The organism is Nitratireductor aestuarii (genome assembly GCF_014641695.1).
Taxonomy (GTDB): Bacteria; Pseudomonadota; Alphaproteobacteria; order Rhizobiales; family Rhizobiaceae; genus Chelativorans; species Chelativorans aestuarii.
Window position 1 is genome coordinate 1 of sequence record NZ_BMIF01000017.1, and the last position, 23,251, is coordinate 23,251.

Genomic DNA, 23,251 nt, shown 5'->3' on the forward strand with positions numbered 1-23,251 from the left:
GCTCATCGTGGAGCGTCAGCCATAACAGTGCCAGGACCGCGTCATCGATTTTGTCCTCGTCGATCTCCATTCTGCTATGCTACCACGCGCGAGATCCCAAGTCCCGCGGCCCACCTCGGATGGATACCGGACAACCGTGTAGCGTTGCGGGTAAGCGGAATATTCACCGATACTAACGGAAATGCAATCAACAAGACCGTTCAGGTCAGGGTAACACCTGTGACAGCAGCTAACGGCGCCGATTATACCAGTAGCGCCATCATCAACGTTACCATCCCGGCCAATGACAGCGGTGGTTACGACAGCACTTCCTTCGCTTTCCACAACCAGATCTCCATTCAAGCCGATGGACTGCTCGAGAGTGCTGAAACCTTTGAGCTCGAGATTGTGGAAGATGACAGTTTTCTGATCCAGAGCACCATCATATGCGGCGGCGACGGAAACGCGCATGCAACTTATACGATCCACGATGTGAGCCTCACTGTTGAAAAGACCGGAACGGTTGTCGATGGCAATTCTGATCCCAGGACATTCATTGGAGATACGATCAGCTATGAAGTGACCGTCACTAATTCTGGCACGTTTCCGCTCACGAATATTGTCGTCACGGACAGCTTGGTAACACTAAGCGACGGTGGCACTGTCGCTAATCTTGCTGTGGGCGCGTCCAAGAAATTCACCGCTAGCTACCCCGTAACCGCGTCGCATATGCAGAACGGTGAAATTGTGAACACAGTTACCGCCAAAGCAAATGCGATCACAGAGAATCCAACGGGTTCAGTTGCCGTTCCAACAGTTACAGACACACACACGCAACCATTGGACGTGGTCAGGACCCTCGATTTCGTAAAGTCTGTCAGGCCAACTCCATTTTTCGACGACACTGCTCCCGCCAACGGATATCTGGATGCGGGCGAACGCGTCTATTTTGACTTCGCGATCACCAACACTGGCACCGTGGTGGCGAATGTCACCCAGATCACGGACGATCTACCGGGTTTCACATTCCAGCCGGCGGCTCCGACGTATTCACTGAACCCGGGCCAAAGTGCTTCATTTTCAGGCTATTACGTCGCCACTCAAGCCGATATTGATGCAGGTGAAATCGTCAACCAGGCAACCGCAAACTATACCGCAGCGGGTGAGAATCTTTCAGTCCGCTCTCGAAGCCCAACTGCGGCAGGTGGAACAACGATATCCATTCCTGTGCCTGCTCCGGGCGCTATTTTGATCGCGGAGAAGACCGTCGCCTCCAGTACCATCGTAGATAATAAGCCTAAACCTGGTGACACATTGAACTACGTTGTGACGGTCACAAACGTTAGCAACGTCACGGTGAAAAGCCTCACAGTCGTGGATCCTCTGATTGGCGTTAATCAGACAGGCAGTGATCTCCCACCGGTCGTAACTGGCCAGAACGTCGCCACCTTTGGGCCGTTCGCTTACACCATAACGTCAGAGGACATCGATCGGGGCTTCATCGACAATGTCGCATCTGTGGGCGGCATTGTCCGAGATTCTCAGAATGTGAGTACGACCGCACGCCACATAGAATATCTGGCGGGAGATCCTGAAGTTGACCTTCTGAAAGAAGCGACCTTCGTGAACGTAGTTGGCTCGCCCCTACCCGAAGTGGGTGATCGCATTGATTTCAAATTCACCGTTACCAACACCGGCAATGTCACCATCAACAGCTATGAAATCAGGGACGACAAAGCAGTTCTGACGATGACCAGAACGCCTCCTCCTCTGGCTGCGGGAACGGTCGATTCGACTACCTATGTTGGCTCGCGAACCATCACGGCGGCAGATGTCGACGCGGGATACCTCGAGAATATTGCCTATCTGGAGGGCACGGCTGCCAACGGCATCCCGGTTCTCGCGGTCTCGCACGGCCCGGACGGCCAGCCTACCAAGCTGTTGCTGGAGCAAAGCGTGGGTGTCACTGCGGCACTCCAGGGCACGTGGAAGGACGTCAACACCAATACGATCGCCGACCTCGGTGAGATCGTCGAGTATGCTGTCACAATCACCAACACGGGCAATGTCGCGTTAAGCGCGGCCGATATCGTCGGGATGATCCCGACGGACGGCTTACCTGCTGGCATGCCTGGCCTCAAATTGGCGATCGAGCAGCAGATTTCTGCCTTGGCTGCGGGGCAGTCCACGGTCATTCACTTCAATTACGCACTGACGCAAGATGATCTGGACTTGGGGGCTATATACACCCAGATTGAGGTCACGGGCACCGGGCCGGCTTCCATGCCGGATGACAAGCGGGTTGTCAGGTCCCGTTCTTACGATCCGACTGTGGAGAGCACCCTCGATACGGATGGAGACGGAAAGCCGGATTATCCAACCGTGGTGAAACTGCCGCAACTGGCGAAAGTGCAGGTGGAAAAGACGGGCAAATTCCTGCAGACCGGCCCAATCCAAGCCGGCTCCGAAATTCTCTATGAGATCGTGATTACCAATGTCGGCAATGTCACGCTCAACAACGTCTACCCTCTTGATCAGGGGATTACATTCGGCTCCAAACCGGCATCTGGAGTGCTCGGAACGTTCACCCCCGATCCGGTAACACTCGGCGCAGGTGAAAAATCACCACCTTTTCAAGCGGTCTATACGGTCACCGAAACGGACGTGGTGAATGCCACCAGAGACCCGTCAATTGGTGTCATGAACATGGCGTCCGCAACGGGTATAACGAGGAACGGCCTGGAGCCGGAAGCCATACCGGGGGAGGTCACTCTTGAAACTCCCTGGATCACCATCGTGAAGAAGGCTCTCATTGACACGGTCCGCGTTGGCGAGATCGTCAGCTACAGCCTTGAATTGACCACGCCAGAGGGCTTTGGAGCCGTCGGTATCGCGGTTAAAGATGTGCTGCCACCTGGATTTCTTCATCTACCGGACAGCGCAACCGCCAACGGCGCGGCCGTTTCTTCGACGGTGGACGGTGGAACGATTCTGTTCCAGGATATTACCGTGCAGCCTGGAACCCCCACCATGATCGTCTATGGTGCGCGCGTGGGGGCTTCCGTCAAATCAGGCGAGCACAGGAACCGTGCGTTTGCTGTGGATCCCAAGACCGGGCAGAGAGTTTCCAATGAAGCCACAGCCATAGTGAACGTTGCCTCCGAAGCTATTTTCGATTGCGCCACGATCTTGGGACAGGTGTTTGTGGACAAGAACCACAATGGCTACCGTGACAAAGGCGAGCCGGGTGTCCCTGGCAGTTCCATCAGTGATGTCAGCGGCGCGAGAGTCACAACTGACGCCCATGGACGCTTCTCCATCCCCTGCGTTTCGCGCACGGTTTCGCGCATAGGCTCAAGCCACCTGCTCAAGCTGGATCCGCGTTCTCTGCCAACGGGATACAGGATTGTCACAGAAAATCCCCGGCACGTGCGCCTTACGGCCGGCAGCGTAAGCACGGTGGAATTCGGCGTCACCCAAGCCCGCGTGCTTCGGATCGACATAACGGACGACGCATTCACATCAGACGGCATGCAGCTGCGGCCCGAATGGGCGCGTCAGGTGGAGACAATTGTGAACCTGCTGCAAGTGCAGCCGTCAGTGCTGCGCATTGTCTACCGCAGCAAAACAGGAAATGACGGTTCCGCCAGATCCCGTATATGGGAGGTTCGAAGAGCCATAGAAAAGCTTTGGCGGACGAAGCGAAACCGCTACCGGCTAGACGTCGAAACCGCGATCATCGCCGCGCAGTAGGAGGCATTCCGAAACGCTGTTTCATGCGAGGGCTCTGCTGAGCGCAGCGCTGTAAAGACGCCAGTATGCGATTGCGCCAGATCCGATTGCGATTGATTCTTGCTGAAGGTGGCGGAGAGGATGGGATTCGAACCCACGAGACCCTTTTGAGGTCTACTCCCTTAGCAGGGGAGCGCCTTCGACCACTCGGCCACCTCTCCGGTGAGAGTTCGATTAAAGAAATCCGCCGGCACAATCAACAGCCGATCTGCGCTTTCTTGCGCTTTATTGTGTGGAATGAGCCCGCCTGTGGGGAAAATCATCCGCGACCAGCCAGAGGGACGCCCGCAGCCTGGAGCCACGTGGCTCCACAGCACCCGGAACAGCCGAAACTCAGCCCCCACGGTCCTGCCACGCCCTCGCCCCTGATTCTCATCACCTTCGAATCATAAGCCACTAACAACAGGGCACTTTTACCCGCACATTGCGGTAAGTCCGGCCGTCTTTCCCTAACAAAGTGTTAATTGGGGTGCTCCAATCGTGGCTTTTCTGCAACAGCCCTTTCCCATCCCGACCAGAACGTGGCATCAAAGTGACCAAGACAGTTGAACCGGATCGCGTGATCGGTAATGTCGACTTCGGAGAAGGGGCGTAAGCAACTTTTCACATGTTGGGGATGGGGCAGGGAACGCTGTCCTTCAGCAAAAACCCAGACCCGTTATTAGAACTTTTGACTGGAGGTCAGAAAATGAACATTAAGAGCCTTCTTCTCGGCTCCGCGGTCGCCTCGGTGGCTTTCACCGGCGCTCAGGCTGCTGACGCAATCTTCGTTCCAGAGCCGGAACCGATGGAATACGTTCGCGTTTGCGACGTCTACGGCGCAGGCTTCTTCTACATTCCTGGCACCGAGACCTGCCTCAAGATCGGCGGCTACGTTCGTTACCAGATCGACTGGGCCGAAGGTGACGATGGCTGGCGCAAGGCAAGCCGCGCTAACGTACAGCTCGACGCTCGCTCCGAGACCGAGCTTGGCACCCTGCGCGCCTTCACGGAACTCTGGTTCCAGAACAACACCCCGAACAACGGTGGCGCCAGCGACACGGCTCGCGTTCGTCAGGCCTTCATTGAGCTCGGTGGCCTCTACCTCGGTACCAAGGTTACCCTGTGGGACGGTGGTCTGGACGGCGAGTACGACAACTTCGGTTATGACGCTGAAGTCCACACCGTTGGTTACAACTTCGCAGCTGCTAACGGCGTAAACGTTGGTCTCGCTCTTGAAGAGTACGACAACAACTACGACTACACGCCGAACGTTGTTGGTAAGGTTGGCGTCAAGCAGGGCTGGGGCTCGTTCGACGCTTGGGCTGCTTACGATGCGACCGCTGAAGAGTGGGCTGCAAAGGCTCGTGCGACTGTAAAGCTGTCTGACCCGCTGTCCCTGCAGGTTGCTGCTGCATACGCTTCGGGCAACAACGTCTACGCTCCGAGCCTCGGCTTCTCCGACATCTTCACGGGCACCACGGCTACGTCCTTTGCGCGTAACTACACCTGGGCTGCCGGTGCGCACCTGAAGTACGCCGTCAGCAACAAGCTGAGCCTCGGCTTCGGTGGTGAGTACTACGGCGATGCGTACGACCGCGTCGTAACGGTTGGCACCACTGATTACGCCGTTCTCGGTGGCAACAACGACTGGGCTCTCGGCGCAGTTGTCGACTACCAGATCGTCAAGGGCTTCGACGCCAAGCTCGCAGTCAACTACTTCGACGGCGACAGCTTCGGTGACGACAACAACTGGAATGGTTTCCTGCGCCTGCAGCGCAGCTTCTAATCTAGGTTAGAAGTTAGCCAATTGGTGGCCTGTGGATCTCCACAGGCCACTTTTTAGTGACTCATTATATATATGTGCTGACACCGATCGGCGCGGGGCGCGTTCGCTTACTGTGAGCGACCATGCACGAGATCGCGTTCGATCTCGAATTGACCCGTCAGCTGCGCTTTATAGATCTGGTAGTTTTCCAGCACGCGCTGGACGTAGCCGCGCGTCTCCGTGAACGGTATCCGTTCAACCCAGTCGATGACTTGTTCCAATGGCTTTCCGCGCGGATCGCCATAGCGCTCGATCCATTCGTTGGCGCGTCGCGGCCCGGCATTGTAGCCGATGAACGTCAGAATGTAGGATCCGCCGAAGCGGGCAAGCTGCTCGTCAAGATAGGCCGCACCCAAGGTGGCATTATATCCGGCATCCGACGTGAGCTTCAGGGCAGAGAAGGGCAGGCCATTCTTTCGCGCAACTTCCCGCGCCGTGGCGGGCATCAGCTGCAGCAATCCCCGCGCGCCAACCTGCGAGACGGCGCCCACGTTGAACTCGCTTTCCTGACGGGCGATCGCATAGGCGAGCGCTTCTCCGGCACCCGAAAGCGTTGTGCCCTTCGGAATGACGCCAACGGGATGGGTGAGGCTGCCGATCTCCAGACCGCGTGAAGAACCCGCCTTGGCGATGCGCAGCGCGAGATAATGTTTTCCCGCCTTTTCGGCCATCTCGATCAGCAGCGCGAGGTCTTCCGCCGATGCAAGCTCCTCGCCAAGGTCGCGGTAGAGCACCCCGGCGCGTTCATCAAAGCCGATCTCCTGCAGGCGCAGTATGGCCTTGACCGGCTCGCGGGCCGCAAAGGCGAGTCTCTGCTCCGGTGAGATCGAGGGCAGGGAGCTGGCGAGTTTGGTCTGGCCAATCTTCGCAGCGGCCAGTTGGCCGTAGAAGGCAGTGCTGTATCGCGCAGCCTCGGCGTAGTGTTTTTGCGCGTCGATATCTGGCGCACCTGCCTCGGCTGCTCGTCCGATCCAGTAGTGAGCACGCGCCAGGGAGATAGGGCCGTTTGCAACCTCGTTCATCCGCTGGAAATGCGCGACTGCCGTTATCGGATCATCCATGAAGCGAAGCGCGTACCAGCCCGCGTGGAACTCGGCATCCGTGATCGCCACCGGCGTGCCGCCCGTGTAGGCTGCGGCTACCTTATGCGCAAGCTCCTCCTGCTTGATGTCGAGCAGCTCTCGGCTCAGAGCGCGCCGCTCCACCCACCAGGCATCCGGATCGACCTTCTCCGCATCGGACGGGTCAACTGCCTGCAGTATCCTGGCTGCTTCCTCGAATTTTTGAGACCGTCGCAGCTGCCGTGCCTTCAGGAAATGCCAGGCTGCGGTGCGCTGCGCCTTCGCGACAGCCTCGATCTGCTCGGAAGCCTTCGAAGCGTTTCGCTCAACCGCACGCCAGGCTGCAACCAGCTCTTTCATCTTCGCAAGATGCGCGACCCGGTCCGCCGAAGCGATGCGGCCGGCATAGAGCATCCGCTCAGTGCGGAATCGATGGTCTTCTTCCGTGAGCAGGGCACCGAACTCGCTGATGATGCGATCTTCCTGATAGTCTGTCAGTTCTCCGGTGCGCCAGAAGGGCGATAGCAGCGCATGGGCGGCCGCAGGGTTGTCGGCTGCAAGATAGGCGCGCGCGAGCAGGATCGTTCCTTCGACAGTCTGGGGCTTCGTTTGGCCGAGGGAGGCGAGCACCGACTGAAGCGGCGGCTCTTCGCGATAGAGCGCCCGTTCCTGCGCGGCCTCGAGCCGGTTGAGGCCGGGCCAATCCTTCAGCTCCGCCTTGGCCTTGGCAATGTCTAGACCTGAAACCTCACTGTGGTTCGATAGCGCTAGCGCCCAGGTGAGAATCTTGCGGTCGCGCGAGCCTGAAGCCAATGCGTCACGCGCTTCCTTCGCTGTCGCAACATTTCCGGCAGCGATTGCCTCCAGCCCCTCTCTCAGGCGCTGGTGTTCCGGTGCCGTTTTCAGGAGGCTTCCCAATATGGAGGAGGCTGACGCTGCGACGGAACTTGTTGGAAAATACGGGCGCAGTTCAGGGACGGGGGCCTCGGAAGGGAGCTTTACTCCCTGTGCCCATACAGACGCAGGCGAAAGGGCGAGCACCAGGGCAATCGCACTCGCCGATACAGAACGAGAAACACCTTTTTCGTTCGACAAAAAAAAGATATCAACTCCCTTCGAAGCAGGCTTAAGGTCTGAAGAACAACTGTCGCGTTTGTCGCACGTAACGGTTTTGTGTCTTTAACGTAGAGTTCTTGCAGCGTCAGCATGGCAATACTATGGTGCGCGTCACTCGTCGGCCGCGCGCCGAGGTGTCCTCGCGAAAGGGCACCGTCAACGATCTTTAAGGAGATACATTCGCATGTTCAGGGGTTCCATCACAGCGCTCGTGACGCCATTCCGTGAGGATGGGAGCCTGGACGAAAAAGCCTTTCGCGAACTGGTGGACTGGCAGATCCAGGAGGGCACGAACGGTCTTGTTCCGGTCGGCACCACCGGTGAGTCGCCGACGCTCAGCCATGAGGAACATGGCGACGTCGTGAAGATGTGCGTCGAGATCGCTGCCGGCCGCGTTCCGGTCATCGCCGGCGCCGGCTCCAACTCCACGCGCGAGGCGATCTATCTCGCCCAGCATGCCGAGGAAGTCGGAGCAGACGGCCTGCTTATCGTGACACCTTATTACAACAAGCCGAACCAGCGCGGGCTCTACGAGCATTTTGCCGCGATCGCCCGTTCAGTGTCGCTGCCGATCATCATCTACAACATCCCGCCACGCTCGGTCATCGACATGACGCCGGAGACGATGGGTCGCCTTGCTGCCGACTTCAAGAACATCGTCGGCGTCAAGGATGCGACCGCAAAGCTCGATCGTGTGACCGAACAGCGCCTTGCCTGCGGTGCCGACTTCATCCAGCTTTCTGGCGAAGACGCGACTGCGCTCGGCTTCAATGCCCATGGCGGCGTCGGCTGCATCTCGGTCACGGCCAACGTTGCGCCGCGTCTCTGCTCGGAGTTCCAGGCTGCTACCCTTGCCAGCGATCGTGAGACGGCCCTGCAGCTTCAGGACCGTCTGATGCCGCTGCACAAGGCGCTTTTCCTCGAGCCCAATCCGGCTGGCGTGAAGTACGCTCTGTCGCGTCTCGGCAAGATCCAGAACGTGCTGCGCAATCCGCTCGTTACGGTAGAGCGTGAGACGGCGGACCGTATCGATACTGCGCTGATGCACGCAGGACTTTTGAATTAGGGCGTAAGCCCTTATGTAGGCAGTATGTCCAAGCAGAAGAACCCGAACATCAAGATCGTTGCCGATAATCGCAAGGCGCGTTTTGCCTATGAGATTATGGATACGCTCGAGACTGGCCTGGTGCTGACCGGTACTGAGGTGAAGGCGCTCCGCGAGGGGCGCTCCAACATCCAGGAATCATACGCCTCGGTGGAGGGTGGTGAGCTCTGGCTCATCAACTCCTATGTGCCGGAATATTTCGCCGGAAACCGGTTCAACCACGAGCCAAGGCGGAGACGAAAACTTCTTGTCTCGAAGAAGCAGTTGAGCAAGCTTGCCCAGGCCATCGAGCGCGAAGGCATGACAATGGTTCCGCTCAAGCTCTATTTCAACGAGCGGGGAATGGCAAAGCTCGAGCTGGCGGTTGCGCGCGGCAAGAAGCTTCACGACAAGCGTGAGACCTCAAAACAGCGCGACTGGCAGAGAGAAAAAGCCCGCCTCCTGAAGGAGAGGGCGTAGCGTCTATCCCCCTTTCGTGGTTCGACAAGCTCACCATGAAAGGGGATCAATCCCTTATGACTACTAACAATCGTTCAGATAGCCGCGCACGCGGCTGAAGACGCTCTCGAACATTTCCGTCGTCAGCTTGCCGGTGTTCGTGTTGTAGCGCGAGCAGTGGTAGCTGGAAAAAATCCGCAGGCCACCCGCGTCGTGTTCTCCTCCATGGGAGAATGGAAACAGTCTCACCGGATGGCCAAGCGCGCGCACCGTCGTCTGGTGCGAGATCGTGCCCAGCGTCACGATCGCCTGGAGATTGGGGAAGCGGGCGATGGTGGGCGTAAGGTAGTACTGGCGGCAGGTGTTGACCTCCGCACCTTCGGGCTTGTTCTCCGGCGGAACACAGCGGACGGCGTTGGTGATCGCAGCGTCGAGCAGTTCGAGGCTGTCGTCAGGACGCGCCTCGAAGATCCCCTTGGCAAAGCCAAACTTCACCAGCGTCGAGTAGAGAAGGTCGCCGGCATAGTCGCCGGTAAATGGCCGGCCCGTGCGGTTTGCTCCGCGCAAACCCGGCGCAAGGCCGATGATCAGAACGCGAACGTCTTCCTCGCCGCTACGCGGCAGGAAGCTTGGCACCGGACCATTGAACCATTCCGGCTCCCGCGCTCGCCATCCCGCGATGAAGCTCGCGAGACGGGGGCAGAGTAGACAGGTGTGCGGTGGTTCCGCGGGATGATCAGTCGTGTGAGTTGTCAAACTCTGGGTCAACCTTGCGAACCGGGCGCTCGGACTGCTCCCGGCCAACTTCATTCTGGAGCGAAGCAAGGTCTATAAAGCTGTCCGCCTGGCGGCGCAACTCATCGGAGATCATCGGCGGCTGCGACTGGATCGTGGAGACGATGCTGACCTTGCGGCCCCTGCGCTGAAGCGCCTCAACCAGGGTGCGGAAGTCGCCATCGCCAGAGAACAGGACATAGTGATCGACCACGTCGACGAGCTCCAGCGCGTCGATGGTGAGCTCGATATCCATGTTGCCCTTGATCTTGCGGCGACCGGCAGAATCCGTGAATTCCTTCGCCGGCTTCGTGACGACCTTGTAGCCGTTGTAATCGAGCCAGTCGATCAGCGGGCGGATTGATGAGTACTCCTGATCCTCCACGAGCGCTGTGTAATAGTAAGCGCGCAGGAGGTACGCCCGCTTCTGGAAGGCCGCGAGCAGCTTGCGGTAGTCGATGTCGAAGCCCAGCGCACGGGAAGTCGCGTAAAGATTCGCACCGTCGATGAACATTGCGATCTTTTCCCGAGAGTCAAACATGTGACGACAATCCCTTCATAACGGCAATCAGCTATTTCTCAATGACGTGGGCTGCGGCGGTCTTGCACGGTCCCAAGCAAACGTTGATATTTGCATACATAGTGCTCTATTGAAACCATGCCAATGGGTTACAATTTGCCATCAAAAATATTATGTGTTAGCGCGAACTGACTGAGGCTGATGAGCCAAATCATTCACCGTTAGGAGGATGCTCCTAGGTCGGAACCCTTGTGTTTTCCGTGAGGAAAAGCTATGGGACGACCAAGTTTTTCCGGAACATACGAATGAAAGGGGCAAGGGATGGCCCGCGTCACCGTAGAAGATTGCATTGACAAGGTGGACAACCGCTTTGAGCTGGTTCTGCTGGCTGCTCATCGCGCTCGCCTGATTTCTCAGGGTGAGGCAATCACCGTCGATCGCGACAATGACAAGAATCCGGTCGTAGCCCTGCGCGAAATCGCTGACGAAACGCTTTCGCCCGGCGACCTCAAGGAAGACCTCATCCACTCGCTGCAGAAGCATGTGGAGGTCGATGAGCCCGAACCGGATCTGCCGGCGATTGCCGATGAGACCGAGAGCGAGACCGGCGAACTGATCGCTGAGGAGACGATCTCCTTCGACCGCATGAGCGAAGACGAGCTCCTCGCAGGTATCGAAGGTCTGGTCGCACCTGAGAAGAACGAAGACTACTAATTCGTAGATCTACGCTTCCCCGAACTATGCTAGCCCCGCAGGGCGGGGCTAGTTTTTACGCGCTGCATCTTTCTGTCTGTCTGGCGAATGGCTCCCGGACACACCATGTAGATGCAGGCCGTCAAAGCAACTGCTGGCTCGTCTCGCCAGTTCCAATCGCTTTGCGGGCATGTCTTACGCTTGGGGAGAGAACGCGCATGATGCGTCAGTATGAGCTTGTTGAGCGCGTGCAGCGATACAAGCCTGACGTCAACGAAGCCCTGCTGAACAAAGCCTATGTCTATGCCATGCAGAAGCATGGCCATCAGAAGCGAGCTTCAGGCGACCCGTATTTCTCCCATCCCCTCGAAGTCGCGGCGATTCTCACAGATATGCATCTGGACGAATCGACCATCGCCGTTGCGCTTCTGCACGACACCATCGAAGATACGACGGCCACCCGCCAAGAGATCGATGAGCTCTTCGGCGCGGACATCGGCGCACTGGTCGAAGGCCTGACCAAGCTCAAGAAGCTCGACCTCGTTTCCACCAAGGCGGCCCAGGCGGAAAACCTGCGCAAGCTGCTGCTGGCGATCGCCGACGACGTCCGCGTGCTCCTGGTCAAGCTCGCTGACCGCCTTCACAACATGCGCACCCTCGAAGTCATGCGCGAGGAAAAGCGCCTGCGCATCGCCGAAGAGACGATGGATATCTATGCGCCGCTCGCCGGCCGCATGGGCATGCAGGACATGCGCGAGGAGCTCGAAGAGCTCGCCTTCCGCTACATCAATCCGGAAGCGTTCCAGGCGGTTACCGAACGTCTGGCCGAGCTCATGGAGCGCAACAAGGGCGTCATCAGCGAGATCGAGCAGGCACTCGCCAGGAAGTTCGAAGAGAGCAATATCAAGGCAAGCGTGAAGAGCCGGCAGAAGAAGCCGTGGTCGGTCTTCCGCAAGATGGAGACCAAGGCGCTGTCCTTCGAGCAGCTGTCAGACATCTTCGGCTTCCGCGTTCTCGTCGACGATCTGGAGGATTGCTACCGCGCGCTGGGCGTGATCCACCGCACGTGGTCGATGGTTCCCGGACGCTTCAAGGACTATATCTCGACGCCGAAGCAGAACGACTACCGCTCGATCCACACGACCATCGTCGGCCCGTCGCGCCAGCGCGTTGAACTGCAGATCCGCACCAGGGAGATGGATTTCGTCGCCGAATACGGTGTGGCTGCCCACACCGTCTACAAGGATTTCGGTTCGAAGAAACAGGTGGAAGGCCACCAGATCTCCAAGGACACCAACGCCTATGGATGGCTGCGGCGGACGATCGAAGCTCTGGCTGAGGGCGACAATCCGGAAGATTTTCTGGAGAACACCAAGCTTGAGCTGTTCCAGGACCAGGTTTTCTGCTTCACGCCAAAGGGCCGGTTGATCGCGCTGCCGCGCGGAGCCACGCCCATCGACTTCGCCTATGCGGTCCATACCGACGTCGGCGACACCTGCGTGGGCGCCAAGATCAACGGTCGTATCATGCCGCTGATGACCGAGCTCAAGAACGGCGACGAAGTCGAGATCATCCGCTCGAAGGCGCAGGTACCGCCGACGGCGTGGGAATCCATCGTCGTTACCGGCAAGGCCCGCTCGGCCATCCGCCGCGCAACCCGCAACGCGATCCGCAAGCAGTACTCAGGGCTCGGCGTGCGCATCCTTGAACGTGCGTTTGAACGCGCCGGCAAGGTCTTCACCAAGGAAGCGATCAAGCCGGTGCTCCATCGCCTGGCGCGTAAGGACATCGAGGATGTGCTGGCGGCTGTCGGACGCGGTGAGATCACCTCACAGGACGTGCTGCGTGCGGTTCATCCCGACTACAAGGATGAGCGCGTAACGCAGAATCAGCAACCCCGCGAGGAGGGTTGGTTCAACCTGCGCAATGCCGCCGGCATGCTGTTCCAGGTGCCAGGGCTGAGGAGCCGCAAGGGCAAGGGCAAGGATGGACAGGGCGGCGGCGAGAATGCGCTGCCGATCCGCGGCATCAATTCCGATCTGCCGGTTCGTTTTGCTCCCGAAGGGGCCGTACCGGGCGACCGCATCGTCGGTATCCTGCAGCCCGGCAAAGGCATTACAATCTATCCGATCCAGTCGCCGGCGCTCACCGCTTTCGACGATCAGCCGGAGCGCTGGGTCGATGTGCGCTGGGACATCGACGAGAACATGAAGGAGCGGTTCCCCGCCCGGCTCTCGGTTTCAGCCATCAACGAGCCCGGTTCGCTGGCGGAGATCTCCCAGGTCATCGCGGCGAATGACGCCAACATTCATCAGCTGTCGATGAGCCGCACTGCGCCGGACTTCACCGAGATGGATTTCGAGCTCGAAGTCTGGGACCTGAAGCACCTGACGCGGCTCATCTCCCAGCTCAAGGACATTGGGTGCGTGAGCGACGTGAAGCGCGTCCATGGCTGAGGTTTGGAACCGTTCGGAGCCGCAATTCTGCCGCGCACCAGGCGTATGCGATTCCCGCAGCGGCGCCGGTGCCAGGCATTGGCAGGCGCAAGTTGTGCTTTCCTTCGCCTGGCTCAGCCGGTAAATAAAAAATTGACCTGCTGTTAGACGCCAGGAGCCATGCAGCAAGAGTAGGGATGATAGTCTAATAACATGCTGTTTAGGCGCAGAGCGAAGGTTACCATCGGAGAGTGTGTCAGGCTCATGCTCTGGCCGCGGCGTTCGTTTCGCCGTTCGGCCCGGTATTTTGCGAAGAGAGCATTGAGACTCCAGGCTTCGCCCCACGCGATTGCTGCGGGTGTGGCGGTCGGCGTGTTCTGCACGTTTACGCCTTTTGTCGGACTGCACTTCCTGCTCGCCATCGTGATCGCCTGGATGATCCGCGCCAATATCGTGGCTGCTGTCACCGGAACGGCGCTGGGCAATCCGATCACCATCCCCTTCATCTGGGGCGCGACGCTGCAGCTCGGCAACCTCATCCTGAACCAGGATCTTCTGGACGATATCGCCAAGGATGACCTCGGCCACCATCTGCTCGAACTTGAGTTTGCCAGCCTCTGGGATCCGATCCTGAAGCCCATGCTGATCGGCTCCGTGCTGCTTGGCGCGGCGGCGGCAGTGATCGCTTATTTCCTCGTGCTCATGGCTGCGCGTACATTCCGTGAGAAACGACGCATGCGCCTTGCTGAACGAGCTCAGCGACGCGCATTGAACCAATCGGTGCAAATCAACGCGACGGTGGTCTCGTGATAATCGGGCTTGGCAGTGATCTCATCGATATCCGGCGGATCGAAAAGACCCTAGAGCGTCATGGCGAGCGCTTCATCAGCCGCATCTTCACGGAGATCGAGCAAAGGAAGTCTGAGGCGAGGGCACAGCGGGCGGCATCCTACGCTAAGCGTTTCGCCGCCAAGGAAGCCTGCGCAAAAGCGCTTGGGACCGGCCTCGCACGGGGCGTGTTCTGGCGCGACATGGGTGTCGTGAACCTGCCGGGGGGCAAGCCCACCATGCAACTCACGGGCGGTGCCGCCAAGCGCCTTCAGGCGCTGGTGCCCGAAGGCATGCAGCCGGTCGTCCATCTAACGATCACGGACGATTATCCACTGGCTCAGGCCTTCGTGGTAATTGAAGCAATACAGAACCAGCATCAAGATCGCAAAGTGTGACCTGCCGCATTGCGGGCATAGATTCTAGCCGATATGAAAGCGCATTGTTGCGGCCGCAACGATAGAGCTGAGGAAAGAGATAGGCGTGGCTGTCAAAACACGGAAAAAGTCCGGCGGACTCGGAGAAACGGTTAGTGTCATCATTCAGGCGCTGTTGCTGGCGCTTGTCATTCGCACATTCCTGTTCCAGCCATTTTCGATCCCGTCGGGTTCGATGCGGCCGACGCTGCTCGAAGGTGACTACCTGTTCGTCACCAAGTGGGCCTACGGATATTCGCACCACTCCTTCCCGTTCTCGCCGCCGCTCTTTTCCGGTCGCATCTTCGGCTCGGAGCCGGAACGTGGTGACGTGGTGGTCTTCAAATATCCGCCGCAGCCGTCGCTCGACTACATTAAGCGCGTGATCGGCCTGCCGGGTGACCGCGTGCAGATGCGTGATGGTGAGCTCTACATCAATGGTCAGGTGGTGCCGCGCGAGCTGGTCAACCAGATCAATGACATCGATATCACCGAGATGAATCGTCCGGTGGACGTCTACCGCGAGACGCTGCCGAACGGCGTTTCCTACGAGACGCTGGATCTGGCGCCGAACTCGATCGGCGACAACACGCGTGAGTTTGTCGTTCCTGCCGGCCATTACTTCATGATGGGCGACAACCGCGACAACTCCACCGATAGCCGCTTCTCCGTCGGATTCGTTCCGAAGGAAAATCTGGTCGGTCGCGCTAACATGATCTTCTTCTCTATCGCGGGCGGCGCAAGCGCGCTTGAAGTTTGGAGATGGCCGGCCGAGGTGCGGTTCTCGCGTCTCTTCACCTGGGTCAAGTAATGACGGCCGTACTATCATGAGCAAGCCTTCAAGCGGGAAGGAAGTGGTCAAGGCCGTTGAAGAGCGCATCGGGATCACACTGAACAACATCCCCCTCCTGGAGGAGGCCTTCACGCATTCTAGCGCGAGGGCCCATGCGGACTACCAGCGGCTCGAGTTCCTGGGCGATCGGGTGCTCGGCCTCGTTATCGCAGAGATGCTGTTCGGCAAGTTCCCCAAGGCGACGGAAGGCGAGCTGTCCATCCGCCTGAACGGGCTGGTCAATGCCGAAGTGCTGGCCGAAATGACCGATGAGCTGCGCCTTGGCGAGCTGATCCGCACCGGCAGCGACGTGAAGGCGCTTGCCGCGCGCAAGCAGCTCAACATCCGCGCCGATGTGATGGAAGCGCTGATCGCGGCGATCTATCTGCAAGATGGCATCGAAGGTGCGCGGTCCTTCATTCTTGCCCATTGGCAAGAACGGGCGATGTCCATTGGACAGGCCCGCGCTGATGCCAAGACGGCGTTGCAGGAATGGGCGCATCAAGTCGCGGGCGATACGCCGCGCTATGTGATAGAAGAGCGGAGTGGACCGGATCATGAGCCGGTCTTCACCATCTCTGTTAAGATCAAGGGAATTGCCGACGGGCGGGGTCAGGGACGGTCGAAGCGCGAGGCGGAACAGCACGCTGCGCTCGAGGTTCTAACCCGCGAAGGCGTATGGAAAGCAACAGACGTATGAGTAACGAGCCTCAATCTCCAGCGGAGAACAGTGAAGCGGCAACGCGGTCAGGATTTGTCGCGCTGATCGGCGCGCCGAACGCGGGCAAGTCGACGCTTCTCAACCAGCTGGTGGGCGCCAAGGTCTCGATCGTCACCCACAAGGTGCAGACGACGCGTTCGCTCGTCCGCGGCATCGCGACCGAAGGTCAGACGCAGATCGTGTTTGTCGACACGCCCGGCATCTTCCGTCCGCGCCGCCGTCTCGACCGCGCCATGGTCAAGAGTGCCTGGGGCGGGGCGGGCGATGCTGATATCATTGCGTTCCTCATCGATGCCGAACGCGGCATCAAGGGTGACGCGGAAGCCATTCTCGACAGTCTGTCCGAGGTCAAGCAGCCGAAGGTGCTGATCCTGAACAAGATTGACCGCGTCGAGCCGGAGAAGCTTCTGGCATTGGCTGCCGAGGCCAACGAGCGCGCTCAGTTCGAGCGCACCTTCATGATTTCCGCGCTCAAGGGCCCCGGATGCAAGGACGTGCTGGCCTATTTCGCGTCCACGCTTCCCGAAGGACCCTGGTACTATCCGGAAGACCAGATTTCCGATCTGCCGATGCGGCAGCTCGCGGCGGAAATCACGCGCGAGAAGCTTTACCTGCGCCTTCATCAGGAGCTTCCATATTCGGCCCATGTCACCACTGAAAAGTGGGAAGAGATGAAGGACGGCTCGGTGCGGATCGAGCAGGTCATCTACGTGGAGCGTGAGAGCCAGAAGAAGCTGGTGCTCGGCCACAAGGGAACGACGATCCGCTCGATCGGACAGGCCGCACGCAAGGAGATCGGGGATATCCTCGAGCAGAAGGCTCACTTGTTCCTGTTCGTGAAGGTTCGCGAAAATTGGGGCGATGATCCGGAGCGCTACCGCGAGATGGGGCTCGACTTTTCGAGCTGACGCTCTGCTCCATCACCCTTGAGGAGTGCCGAAAGAGGTTCCAGCCATGGAATGGCGCGATCAGGGCATAGTGCTGGGCACGCGCAAGCACGGCGAAACGAGTGTCGTGCTTGAAGTTATGACCGAAACCCACGGGCGCCACATGGGGCTCGTGCGGGGAGGGCGCTCAAAGCGCATGCAGCCGGCACTTCAGGCGGGTAACCTGCTGGAGCTGACCTGGTGGGCGCGGCTTGATGAGCATCTAGGCACTTTTCAGGTTGAGCCGCTGCAGCTCAACGCCGCCCGGCTCCTCGATTCTGCCACTGCCATCTACGGCATCCAGACGCTCGCCGCCCACCTGCGGCTATTGCCGGAGCGCGATCCGCACCCGGGCCTCTTCAAGGCGCTGGGCTTCATCTCCGAACATCTCGCCGATGCTACGCTCTGCGGGATCCTGCTGGCGCGCTTCGAATTGGCTGTGCTTGAGGAACTGGGGTTCGGTCTCGATCTCGCGCAGTGTGCGCTGACTGGCGCGAGGGCGAACCTCGCCTATGTTTCGCCCAAGACGGGACGGGCTGTGACGCGTGAGGCCGGAGCCCCATGGGCGGAGAAGCTCCTGCCACTGCCGGTTGTTCTCACCGAACCTGATCAAGCCGATTGTGACGCACTGGCTGTACGGCAGGCGCTGGGGCTGACAGGGCATTTTCTGTCGCGCCACGTCTATGAACCGCGCGGCCTCAGCGTCCCGGAAGCCCGCGGCGGCTTCATCACCGCGGTGCTGAAGCAGCTCGAAGCCGCTTGAACTACTCAGCCGGTACAGGCGCTGCGCGGTCGACCGGTCGCTCCTGGATCGGCCAGTGGACGATCGCGGCAAAGACGCCAAGCGCAACACCCAGCCACCACACCGGATCGTAGGATCCGAACTTGTCGTACAGATAGCCACCAAGCCAGACGCCCAGGAACGAGCCGACCTGGTGCGAGAAGAAGACGATGCCGCCCAGCATGCCGAGGTACTTCGTGCCGAACATGATCGCGACCAGCGCGTTCGTCGGCGGTACGGTGGAGAGCCAGAGAAGACCCATGACGATCGAGAAGATCACCACGGAGGTCGGCGTCTGCGGCAGGAGCAGGAAGGCTGTCACTGCCACGGAACGCGCCAGATAGATGATCGCAAGGAAGATCGGCTTGGAATAGTACTGGCTGATGGCGCCCGAGGCGAGCGAGCCGATGACGTTGAAGAAGCCGATGGCAGCAAGACCGATCACGGCATAGCGGGCGTCAATTCCGATGTCGCCGAGGTAGGCGGGGAAGTGGGCGGTGATAAAGGCCACCTGGAAACCGCAGACGAAGAAGCCGGATACCAGCAGGTTGAAGCTGCGGTGACCGAAGGCTTCCTGCAAGGCCTGCCCGAAGGTCTGCTCGAAGTGCACCTGCTGGCGACCGGACTTCGAGTTGCCTGCAAGGGGGATGGCCAGAAGCGGGATGAAGAGCATGGCGATACCCATCCACACCAGCGTGTCCGACCAGCCGAGTGAGTCGATCATGCCCTGGGTGATCGGCGCAAACAGGAACATGCCAGCCGATCCCGCGGCCGTGCCTATGCCGAAGACGACGCTGCGCTTTTCTGCCGGCACATGGCGGGCGAAAGCCGAGAGTATGATGCCGAAGGAGCCTGCTGCCACGCCGAGGCCCACGAGCACACCTCCGGATATATGCAGGAATATCGGCGCAGGCGCCCAGGCCATCATGAGCAGGCCGGTGGCGTAAATAATGCCCGAGAGGGCCAGAACACGCCAGCTTCCGAACCGGTCAGCAATCGCGCCGAAGAATGGCTGTCCTAAGCCCCAGCAGAGATTCTGGAACGCCATGGCGAGGCCAAAGGTGGTTCGGTCCCAGCCTTTTTCCTGCAGCATGGGAAGCTGGAAGAGCCCCATCGCAGAACGAGGACCGAAGGACATCGCCGCAATGAGGCAGCCGCTGATGATGATCAGCCAGGGAAAGGACGATGCCGAAGTGTGCCTGGAGGCGTGGGTATTGGCCATGGGAGAAACCTTTGTCAGATGGCAATACCATAGCCGACGATTATCATTATTGAAATGACTGGAAGGCGGCGGAAGCTTCAAATGTATTGATAGTAATCATCATGGAATTTCTGCGTTTGTTCCTCCCCGAGCAGTTGCCGCTTTCCTGCTGTTCCGCCGCAATTCCGCCTCTATCAGAACGAGACTCAAGCTATTGGGAGGAGGGGCTTTTCGTGATGCCAATCGGTATGTCCACAGAGTTGCAGTGCGGTCCTGATCGCCGTCGTCAGCGGGCGGATACGATCACCCGATGAGCGTCAGCATTCGGCGTGCGCGCAGGCAAGATATCGACACGCTGCTCTCTATCGAGTCTGCCGCCTTCACGGGTGATCGCCTCTCCCGCCGTTCGTTTCATCGCCATGTCGAAAGTGAGACCGCATCATTGCTGGTTGCTGAGGCAGGGGGCCAGATTGCAGGCTATGCATTGCTCTTCCACCGCCGTGGTGGACGGAGCGCAAGGCTCTATTCCATCGCCGTCTCCGAGCCCTTCAAGGCCAGGGGGATCGGGCGCGCGCTGCTGGAGGCGACGGAAGCGCAAGCTCGCGCACTCGGGCGTTCCCTGCTGACGCTCGAGGTCCGGGAGGACAATGGCCGCGCCGCCGAACTCTACCGGAAGGCCGGTTACGCAGGCGCAGAAAAGATAGCCAACTACTATGAGGACGGCGCGCCGGCACTGAGGCTGCGGAAGTCTCTGGAGAGCAAGTCATGACGTGGGTCATTCTGACGGGGAGGCAGGGTGACCTCGACCAGGCGGCAACACCGCACAAGATCATCACGAGCCGAGAATACCTCGCGCATCCGGCGCTGTTTCGGTCGCAGCAGCCGAAGATCATCAACCTCTCGAACAACTATGCCTACCAGAGCCGGGGCTATTACGCTTCGCTGCTCGCAAGCTCGCGCGCTCACCGCGTCATTCCTTCGGTCGAGACGATGATCGAACTGTCGGAGCGCAAGCTCTACGAGAATGCGCTGCCGGAGCTTGAACTCGCGCTCAACCGCTGCCGGAAGGATCTCGGTGGAACGATTCCTTCGCGTGTGACCATTTTCTTTGGCCTCGGGCCCGACAAGGCATGGGAGCGGTTCGCCCGGCTGCTCTTCGACTGGTTCAGGGCGCCAGCCCTGGAAGTGCAGATCGATGAAGGCGAATGGGCGAGTATCCGCAAGATCGGTTTTCTGCCGCTCGCACGCATCAAGGACGAGGAGCGCAAGCGCTTCCTTGCCGCGCTGGAGACTTACACCAGCCGTCAATGGCGGGAGGGGAAGACGCGCACGCCGTCGCGCTATACCTTCGCAACGCTGATCGATCCGAAGGAGGAGCTACCGCCGTCTACCGTCGCCTCACTGCGGCACTGGTCGCGCATTGCCGAACGGATGGGCGTCGAAGTAGAGCCGATCACCAAGAAGGACCTGCCGAAGCTAGCCAATTACGATGCACTCTTCATCCGCGAGACGACGTCCATCTCCAACCATACCTACCGCTTTGCCCGCCGAGCCCAACAGGAGGGTATGCCGGTGATCGACGATCCGCTGTCGATGATCCGCTGCACCAATAAGGTGTACCTCAATGAACTGATGCTGGCGAAGCAGATCCAGGTCCCGCCTACAATCATCATTGCCGGGCGAGGAGACCTTGAGGCGGCCGCCCAGACGCTCGGTTTCCCGCTCGTGCTGAAGATCCCGGACGGTGCGTTCTCGCGCGGCGTCAAGAAGGCGGAGAACATGGACGAGCTGCAGACGCTCGCGGGCAAGTGGCTGGAGGACTCTGACCTGTTGATCGCGCAGAAGTTCCTGCCGACCACGTTCGACTGGCGGATCGGCGTGCTCGGCGGCGAGCCGCTCTTCTCAGTCCAGTACCTGATGGCCCGCCGGCACTGGCAGATCGTCAACCACGACCGGCGCGGCAGGCCGGTAGAGGGCGGCTTCCGCAGCTTCAAACTATCCGAGACCCCGCCCAACGTGCTCAATGTTGCCGTGCGGGCGGCACGCTGCATTGGCGACGGCTTCTATGGCGTCGACATCAAGGAAACGCCGGAGGGCATCTACGTGATCGAGGTGAATGACAATCCAAACCTAAATCACGGATGCGAGGATGTGGGCGAGAAGGATGAGGTCTGGGTGCGCCTCACCCAATGGTTCATCGACAAGCTGGAAAGGCAGCGCAGATAGTTCAGCCTGTGGCGCGCAAATCCGCTATGAGCGTTTCAATGCCGTGGAAGCAGTCCATGAAGCAGGCCTGAGCCTGTACCGTGGGCAGGGGTGAGAGATCCAGATCATCGGCATGGATGCCGCGCGGCCTTCCGAAGAACTTGGCTGCTTCCTTCTCGTCAAATCCGGCAAGTCGCGTCGCCTCGAAATAGGCGCTCACACGGTCGGCCCGTTTGATCTCCTTCTTGAGCGCAGCGGGCAGCTCCACCGGCAGGGCGAAGCGAAGGTGCACAGCGTTCTGGAGCCGCTTTTCGACCAGCTTGTAGTCGTCTCCGAGTGCAGCCTTGAAGGGGGAGATCATGTCGCCGATCACGTACTCAGGCGCGTCATGGAGAAGGGCGGCCATTTGCTGGCGCGCTGTCGCCTCGGGGTTCAGCTTGCGGAAGATCTCGCAGACCAGAACCGAATGCTGGGCGACAGAGAAGGCGTGGTCACCGACCGTCTGTCCGTTCCAGCGGGCCACACGTGCAAGTCCATGGGCGATGTCGGCGATCTCTACATCGAGCGGCGAGGGGTCGAGGAGATCGAGCCTGCGACCGGAAAGCATCCGCTGCCAGGCGCGCGCCGGTTTGCCATTGGTCTCCGACATCAGTGATTGCCCGCTTCGCTGACAGCACCTTCGAGGGAGAATTTCGCATAGGCTGGAAGCCGGAAGGAGAGTTCCGTTTCCCCAGCGAGAACCGGAATACCAGAGGCCTGCGCTTCCGCCACCCGGTCGATGCGCACGATGGCGAGAGCCTGGTTGCCGCTGACGGTGCCGAGTTGGCCGACGGGCTTACCGTCGGCAACGATGTCACGCTCATCCGCCGATAAGGGAGCAGCAGCTTCCACGATCACCAGCCGACGACGGGCGGTGCCGCGATGATGCATCCGCGAGACGACCTCTTGGCCGACATAGCAACCTTTTCGTAACCCTGTTCCGCCATTCTGGTCGAACAGGATGTCGTGCGGAAAGGCGTCAGACAGGTCGTAGTCCAGCCCGCTTTCCGGTACGCCATGCTCAATGCGCAGGCGGTGCCATTCGGCGAGGACCTGCTCGTTTTCGGCAGCCGGGCCGTAGATACGGAAGACGGAAACTTCGTCCGGGAATCGACGGTCAGCGAGCTTTGCTGAATCAGTTTCTGAGGAAGCTGAATCAATCTCTCCGGTCGTTGAATCAACGTCTGAAGTTGATGAATCATTTTGCCAGCAGGCAGACACAAGCTCCTGATCAGCAAGAGAGAAATTGACCTTGGCGCGGACGCGCAGGAAGGTCAGGCGCTTGAGAAACTCCTCGGCAATATCCTTGCGGCAGTCGAGCCGGAAGGCGTCGGGACCAGCGCGCGAAATCACGAAATCGAAGAGTACCTTGCCCTGCGGTGTGAGTAGTGCGCCCGGTCGAACCTCACCTTCGGCGAGCTGCGTCAGGTCCGGCGTCAGCACATTCTGCAGAAGGCTTTCCGCGTCCGGACCCTCGGCACGAATGACGGCCCGGTCGGCAAGATGAACAAGCGCCATGAATATTTCTCCAGATCTGGGACAGCTCTTCGACGTGCGCTGCGGCTGCAGGCCCGTAGGTAAG

The 23,251-nt window shown here is 59.5% G+C and carries 20 protein-coding genes, 1 tRNA gene and 1 pseudogene; 14 read left to right on the forward strand and 8 right to left on the reverse strand.

Annotated features, from left to right (window positions below; all coding sequences use genetic code 11):
* Positions 1 to 70: pseudogene (locus IEX27_RS21710) on the reverse strand (DUF6429 family protein); the annotation flags it as partial.
* A gap of 149 nt (positions 71 to 219) precedes the next feature.
* On the opposite strand from IEX27_RS21710, the gene IEX27_RS19010 reads away from it, so the two are divergent.
* A complete protein-coding gene (locus IEX27_RS19010; RefSeq protein ID WP_188722685.1) occupies positions 220 to 3,732 on the forward strand; it encodes a CLIPPER-2 domain-containing protein in 3,513 nt (1,170 codons plus the stop codon).
* Between the two features lie 109 nt (positions 3,733 to 3,841).
* Here IEX27_RS19010 and IEX27_RS19015 read toward each other — a convergent pair.
* A tRNA-Ser gene (locus IEX27_RS19015) sits at positions 3,842 to 3,932 on the reverse strand.
* A gap of 527 nt (positions 3,933 to 4,459) precedes the next feature.
* On the opposite strand from IEX27_RS19015, the gene IEX27_RS19020 reads away from it, so the two are divergent.
* The gene (locus IEX27_RS19020) at positions 4,460 to 5,539 is read left to right on the forward strand and encodes a porin (protein WP_188722686.1); all 1,080 of its coding nucleotides are present in this window, start codon (positions 4,460 to 4,462) and stop codon (positions 5,537 to 5,539) included.
* A gap of 107 nt (positions 5,540 to 5,646) precedes the next feature.
* Here the strand turns inward: IEX27_RS19020 and IEX27_RS19025 are convergent, their stop codons facing one another.
* The gene (locus tag IEX27_RS19025; protein WP_188722752.1) at positions 5,647 to 7,680 is read right to left on the reverse strand and encodes a lytic transglycosylase domain-containing protein; all 2,034 of its coding nucleotides are present in this window, start codon (positions 7,678 to 7,680) and stop codon (positions 5,647 to 5,649) included.
* A 259-nt stretch (positions 7,681 to 7,939) separates the two neighbouring features.
* On the opposite strand from IEX27_RS19025, the gene dapA reads away from it, so the two are divergent.
* Both dapA and smpB read left to right on the forward strand, forming a co-directional pair.
* Positions 7,940 to 8,821 carry a 4-hydroxy-tetrahydrodipicolinate synthase gene (gene dapA / locus IEX27_RS19030; protein WP_188722687.1) on the forward strand — a complete coding sequence of 294 codons (882 nt, stop codon included), beginning with the start codon at positions 7,940 to 7,942 and terminating at the stop codon, positions 8,819 to 8,821.
* A 24-nt stretch (positions 8,822 to 8,845) separates the two neighbouring features.
* Positions 8,846 to 9,319 (forward strand): SsrA-binding protein SmpB, encoded by a 474-nt coding sequence (gene smpB, locus IEX27_RS19035; RefSeq protein WP_188722688.1) that lies wholly within the window; start codon positions 8,846 to 8,848, stop codon positions 9,317 to 9,319.
* 63 nt (positions 9,320 to 9,382) lie between these two features.
* Here the strand turns inward: smpB and IEX27_RS19040 are convergent, their stop codons facing one another.
* Together IEX27_RS19040 and IEX27_RS19045 are read right to left on the reverse strand one after the other, a co-directional pair.
* Complete coding sequence (locus IEX27_RS19040) at positions 9,383 to 10,054, reverse strand: uracil-DNA glycosylase (RefSeq protein WP_244630457.1); 672 nt, start codon at positions 10,052 to 10,054, stop codon at positions 9,383 to 9,385.
* Entirely contained in the window at positions 10,035 to 10,613 is a 579-nt protein-coding gene (locus IEX27_RS19045; protein ID WP_188722690.1) for a LabA-like NYN domain-containing protein, read from the reverse strand. Before IEX27_RS19045 ends, IEX27_RS19040 begins: the two co-directional genes overlap by 20 nt.
* Before the next feature lie 300 nt (positions 10,614 to 10,913).
* Between IEX27_RS19045 and rpoZ the strand changes: the two genes are divergently transcribed.
* From rpoZ to recO, 8 genes are all read left to right on the forward strand, one after another.
* Entirely contained in the window at positions 10,914 to 11,306 is a 393-nt protein-coding gene (rpoZ, locus tag IEX27_RS19050; RefSeq protein WP_188722691.1) for a DNA-directed RNA polymerase subunit omega, read from the forward strand.
* Between the two features lie 197 nt (positions 11,307 to 11,503).
* Positions 11,504 to 13,741 (forward strand): RelA/SpoT family protein, encoded by a 2,238-nt coding sequence (locus tag IEX27_RS19055; protein WP_188722692.1) that lies wholly within the window; start codon positions 11,504 to 11,506, stop codon positions 13,739 to 13,741.
* Between the two features lie 192 nt (positions 13,742 to 13,933).
* On the forward strand, positions 13,934 to 14,530 hold the full coding sequence (locus IEX27_RS19060) for a DUF2062 domain-containing protein (protein ID WP_188722693.1): 597 nt from the start codon (positions 13,934 to 13,936) through the stop codon (positions 14,528 to 14,530).
* The gene (gene acpS, locus IEX27_RS19065) at positions 14,527 to 14,946 is read left to right on the forward strand and encodes a holo-ACP synthase (protein ID WP_188722694.1); all 420 of its coding nucleotides are present in this window, start codon (positions 14,527 to 14,529) and stop codon (positions 14,944 to 14,946) included. The genes IEX27_RS19060 and acpS overlap by 4 nt, the downstream gene beginning before the upstream one ends.
* Positions 14,947 to 15,025: 79 nt before the next feature.
* Positions 15,026 to 15,775, forward strand: coding sequence for a signal peptidase I (lepB, locus tag IEX27_RS19070; protein WP_188722753.1), 750 nt, complete (start codon positions 15,026 to 15,028; stop codon positions 15,773 to 15,775).
* Between the two features lie 16 nt (positions 15,776 to 15,791).
* Positions 15,792 to 16,496, forward strand: a complete 705-nt coding sequence (gene rnc, locus IEX27_RS19075; RefSeq protein ID WP_188722695.1) for a ribonuclease III — start codon at positions 15,792 to 15,794, stop codon at positions 16,494 to 16,496.
* Entirely contained in the window at positions 16,493 to 17,425 is a 933-nt protein-coding gene (gene era, locus IEX27_RS19080) for a GTPase Era (protein WP_188722696.1), read from the forward strand. The genes rnc and era overlap by 4 nt, the downstream gene beginning before the upstream one ends.
* A gap of 46 nt (positions 17,426 to 17,471) precedes the next feature.
* Positions 17,472 to 18,206 (forward strand): DNA repair protein RecO, encoded by a 735-nt coding sequence (gene recO / locus IEX27_RS19085; RefSeq protein ID WP_188722697.1) that lies wholly within the window; start codon positions 17,472 to 17,474, stop codon positions 18,204 to 18,206.
* A 1-nt stretch (position 18,207) separates the two neighbouring features.
* Here the strand turns inward: recO and IEX27_RS19090 are convergent, their stop codons facing one another.
* Positions 18,208 to 19,446, reverse strand: a complete 1,239-nt coding sequence (locus IEX27_RS19090) for an MFS transporter (protein WP_188722698.1) — start codon at positions 19,444 to 19,446, stop codon at positions 18,208 to 18,210.
* Positions 19,447 to 19,735: 289 nt separating this feature from the next.
* On the opposite strand from IEX27_RS19090, the gene IEX27_RS19095 reads away from it, so the two are divergent.
* Positions 19,736 to 20,194, forward strand: coding sequence for a GNAT family N-acetyltransferase (locus tag IEX27_RS19095; RefSeq protein ID WP_188722699.1), 459 nt, complete (start codon positions 19,736 to 19,738; stop codon positions 20,192 to 20,194).
* Positions 20,191 to 21,651, forward strand: coding sequence for a RimK family ATP-grasp domain-containing protein (locus tag IEX27_RS19100; protein WP_188722700.1), 1,461 nt, complete (start codon positions 20,191 to 20,193; stop codon positions 21,649 to 21,651). Before IEX27_RS19095 ends, IEX27_RS19100 begins: the two co-directional genes overlap by 4 nt.
* Position 21,652: 1 nt before the next feature.
* Here IEX27_RS19100 and IEX27_RS19105 read toward each other — a convergent pair whose 3' ends face one another.
* Both IEX27_RS19105 and ygfZ read right to left on the reverse strand, forming a co-directional pair.
* A complete protein-coding gene (locus tag IEX27_RS19105) occupies positions 21,653 to 22,279 on the reverse strand; it encodes a YfbR-like 5'-deoxynucleotidase (protein ID WP_188722701.1) in 627 nt (208 codons plus the stop codon).
* Positions 22,279 to 23,187, reverse strand: coding sequence for a CAF17-like 4Fe-4S cluster assembly/insertion protein YgfZ (ygfZ, locus tag IEX27_RS19110; RefSeq protein ID WP_188722702.1), 909 nt, complete (start codon positions 23,185 to 23,187; stop codon positions 22,279 to 22,281). The genes IEX27_RS19105 and ygfZ overlap by 1 nt, the downstream gene beginning before the upstream one ends.
* Positions 23,188 to 23,251: the final 64 nt, after the last annotated feature.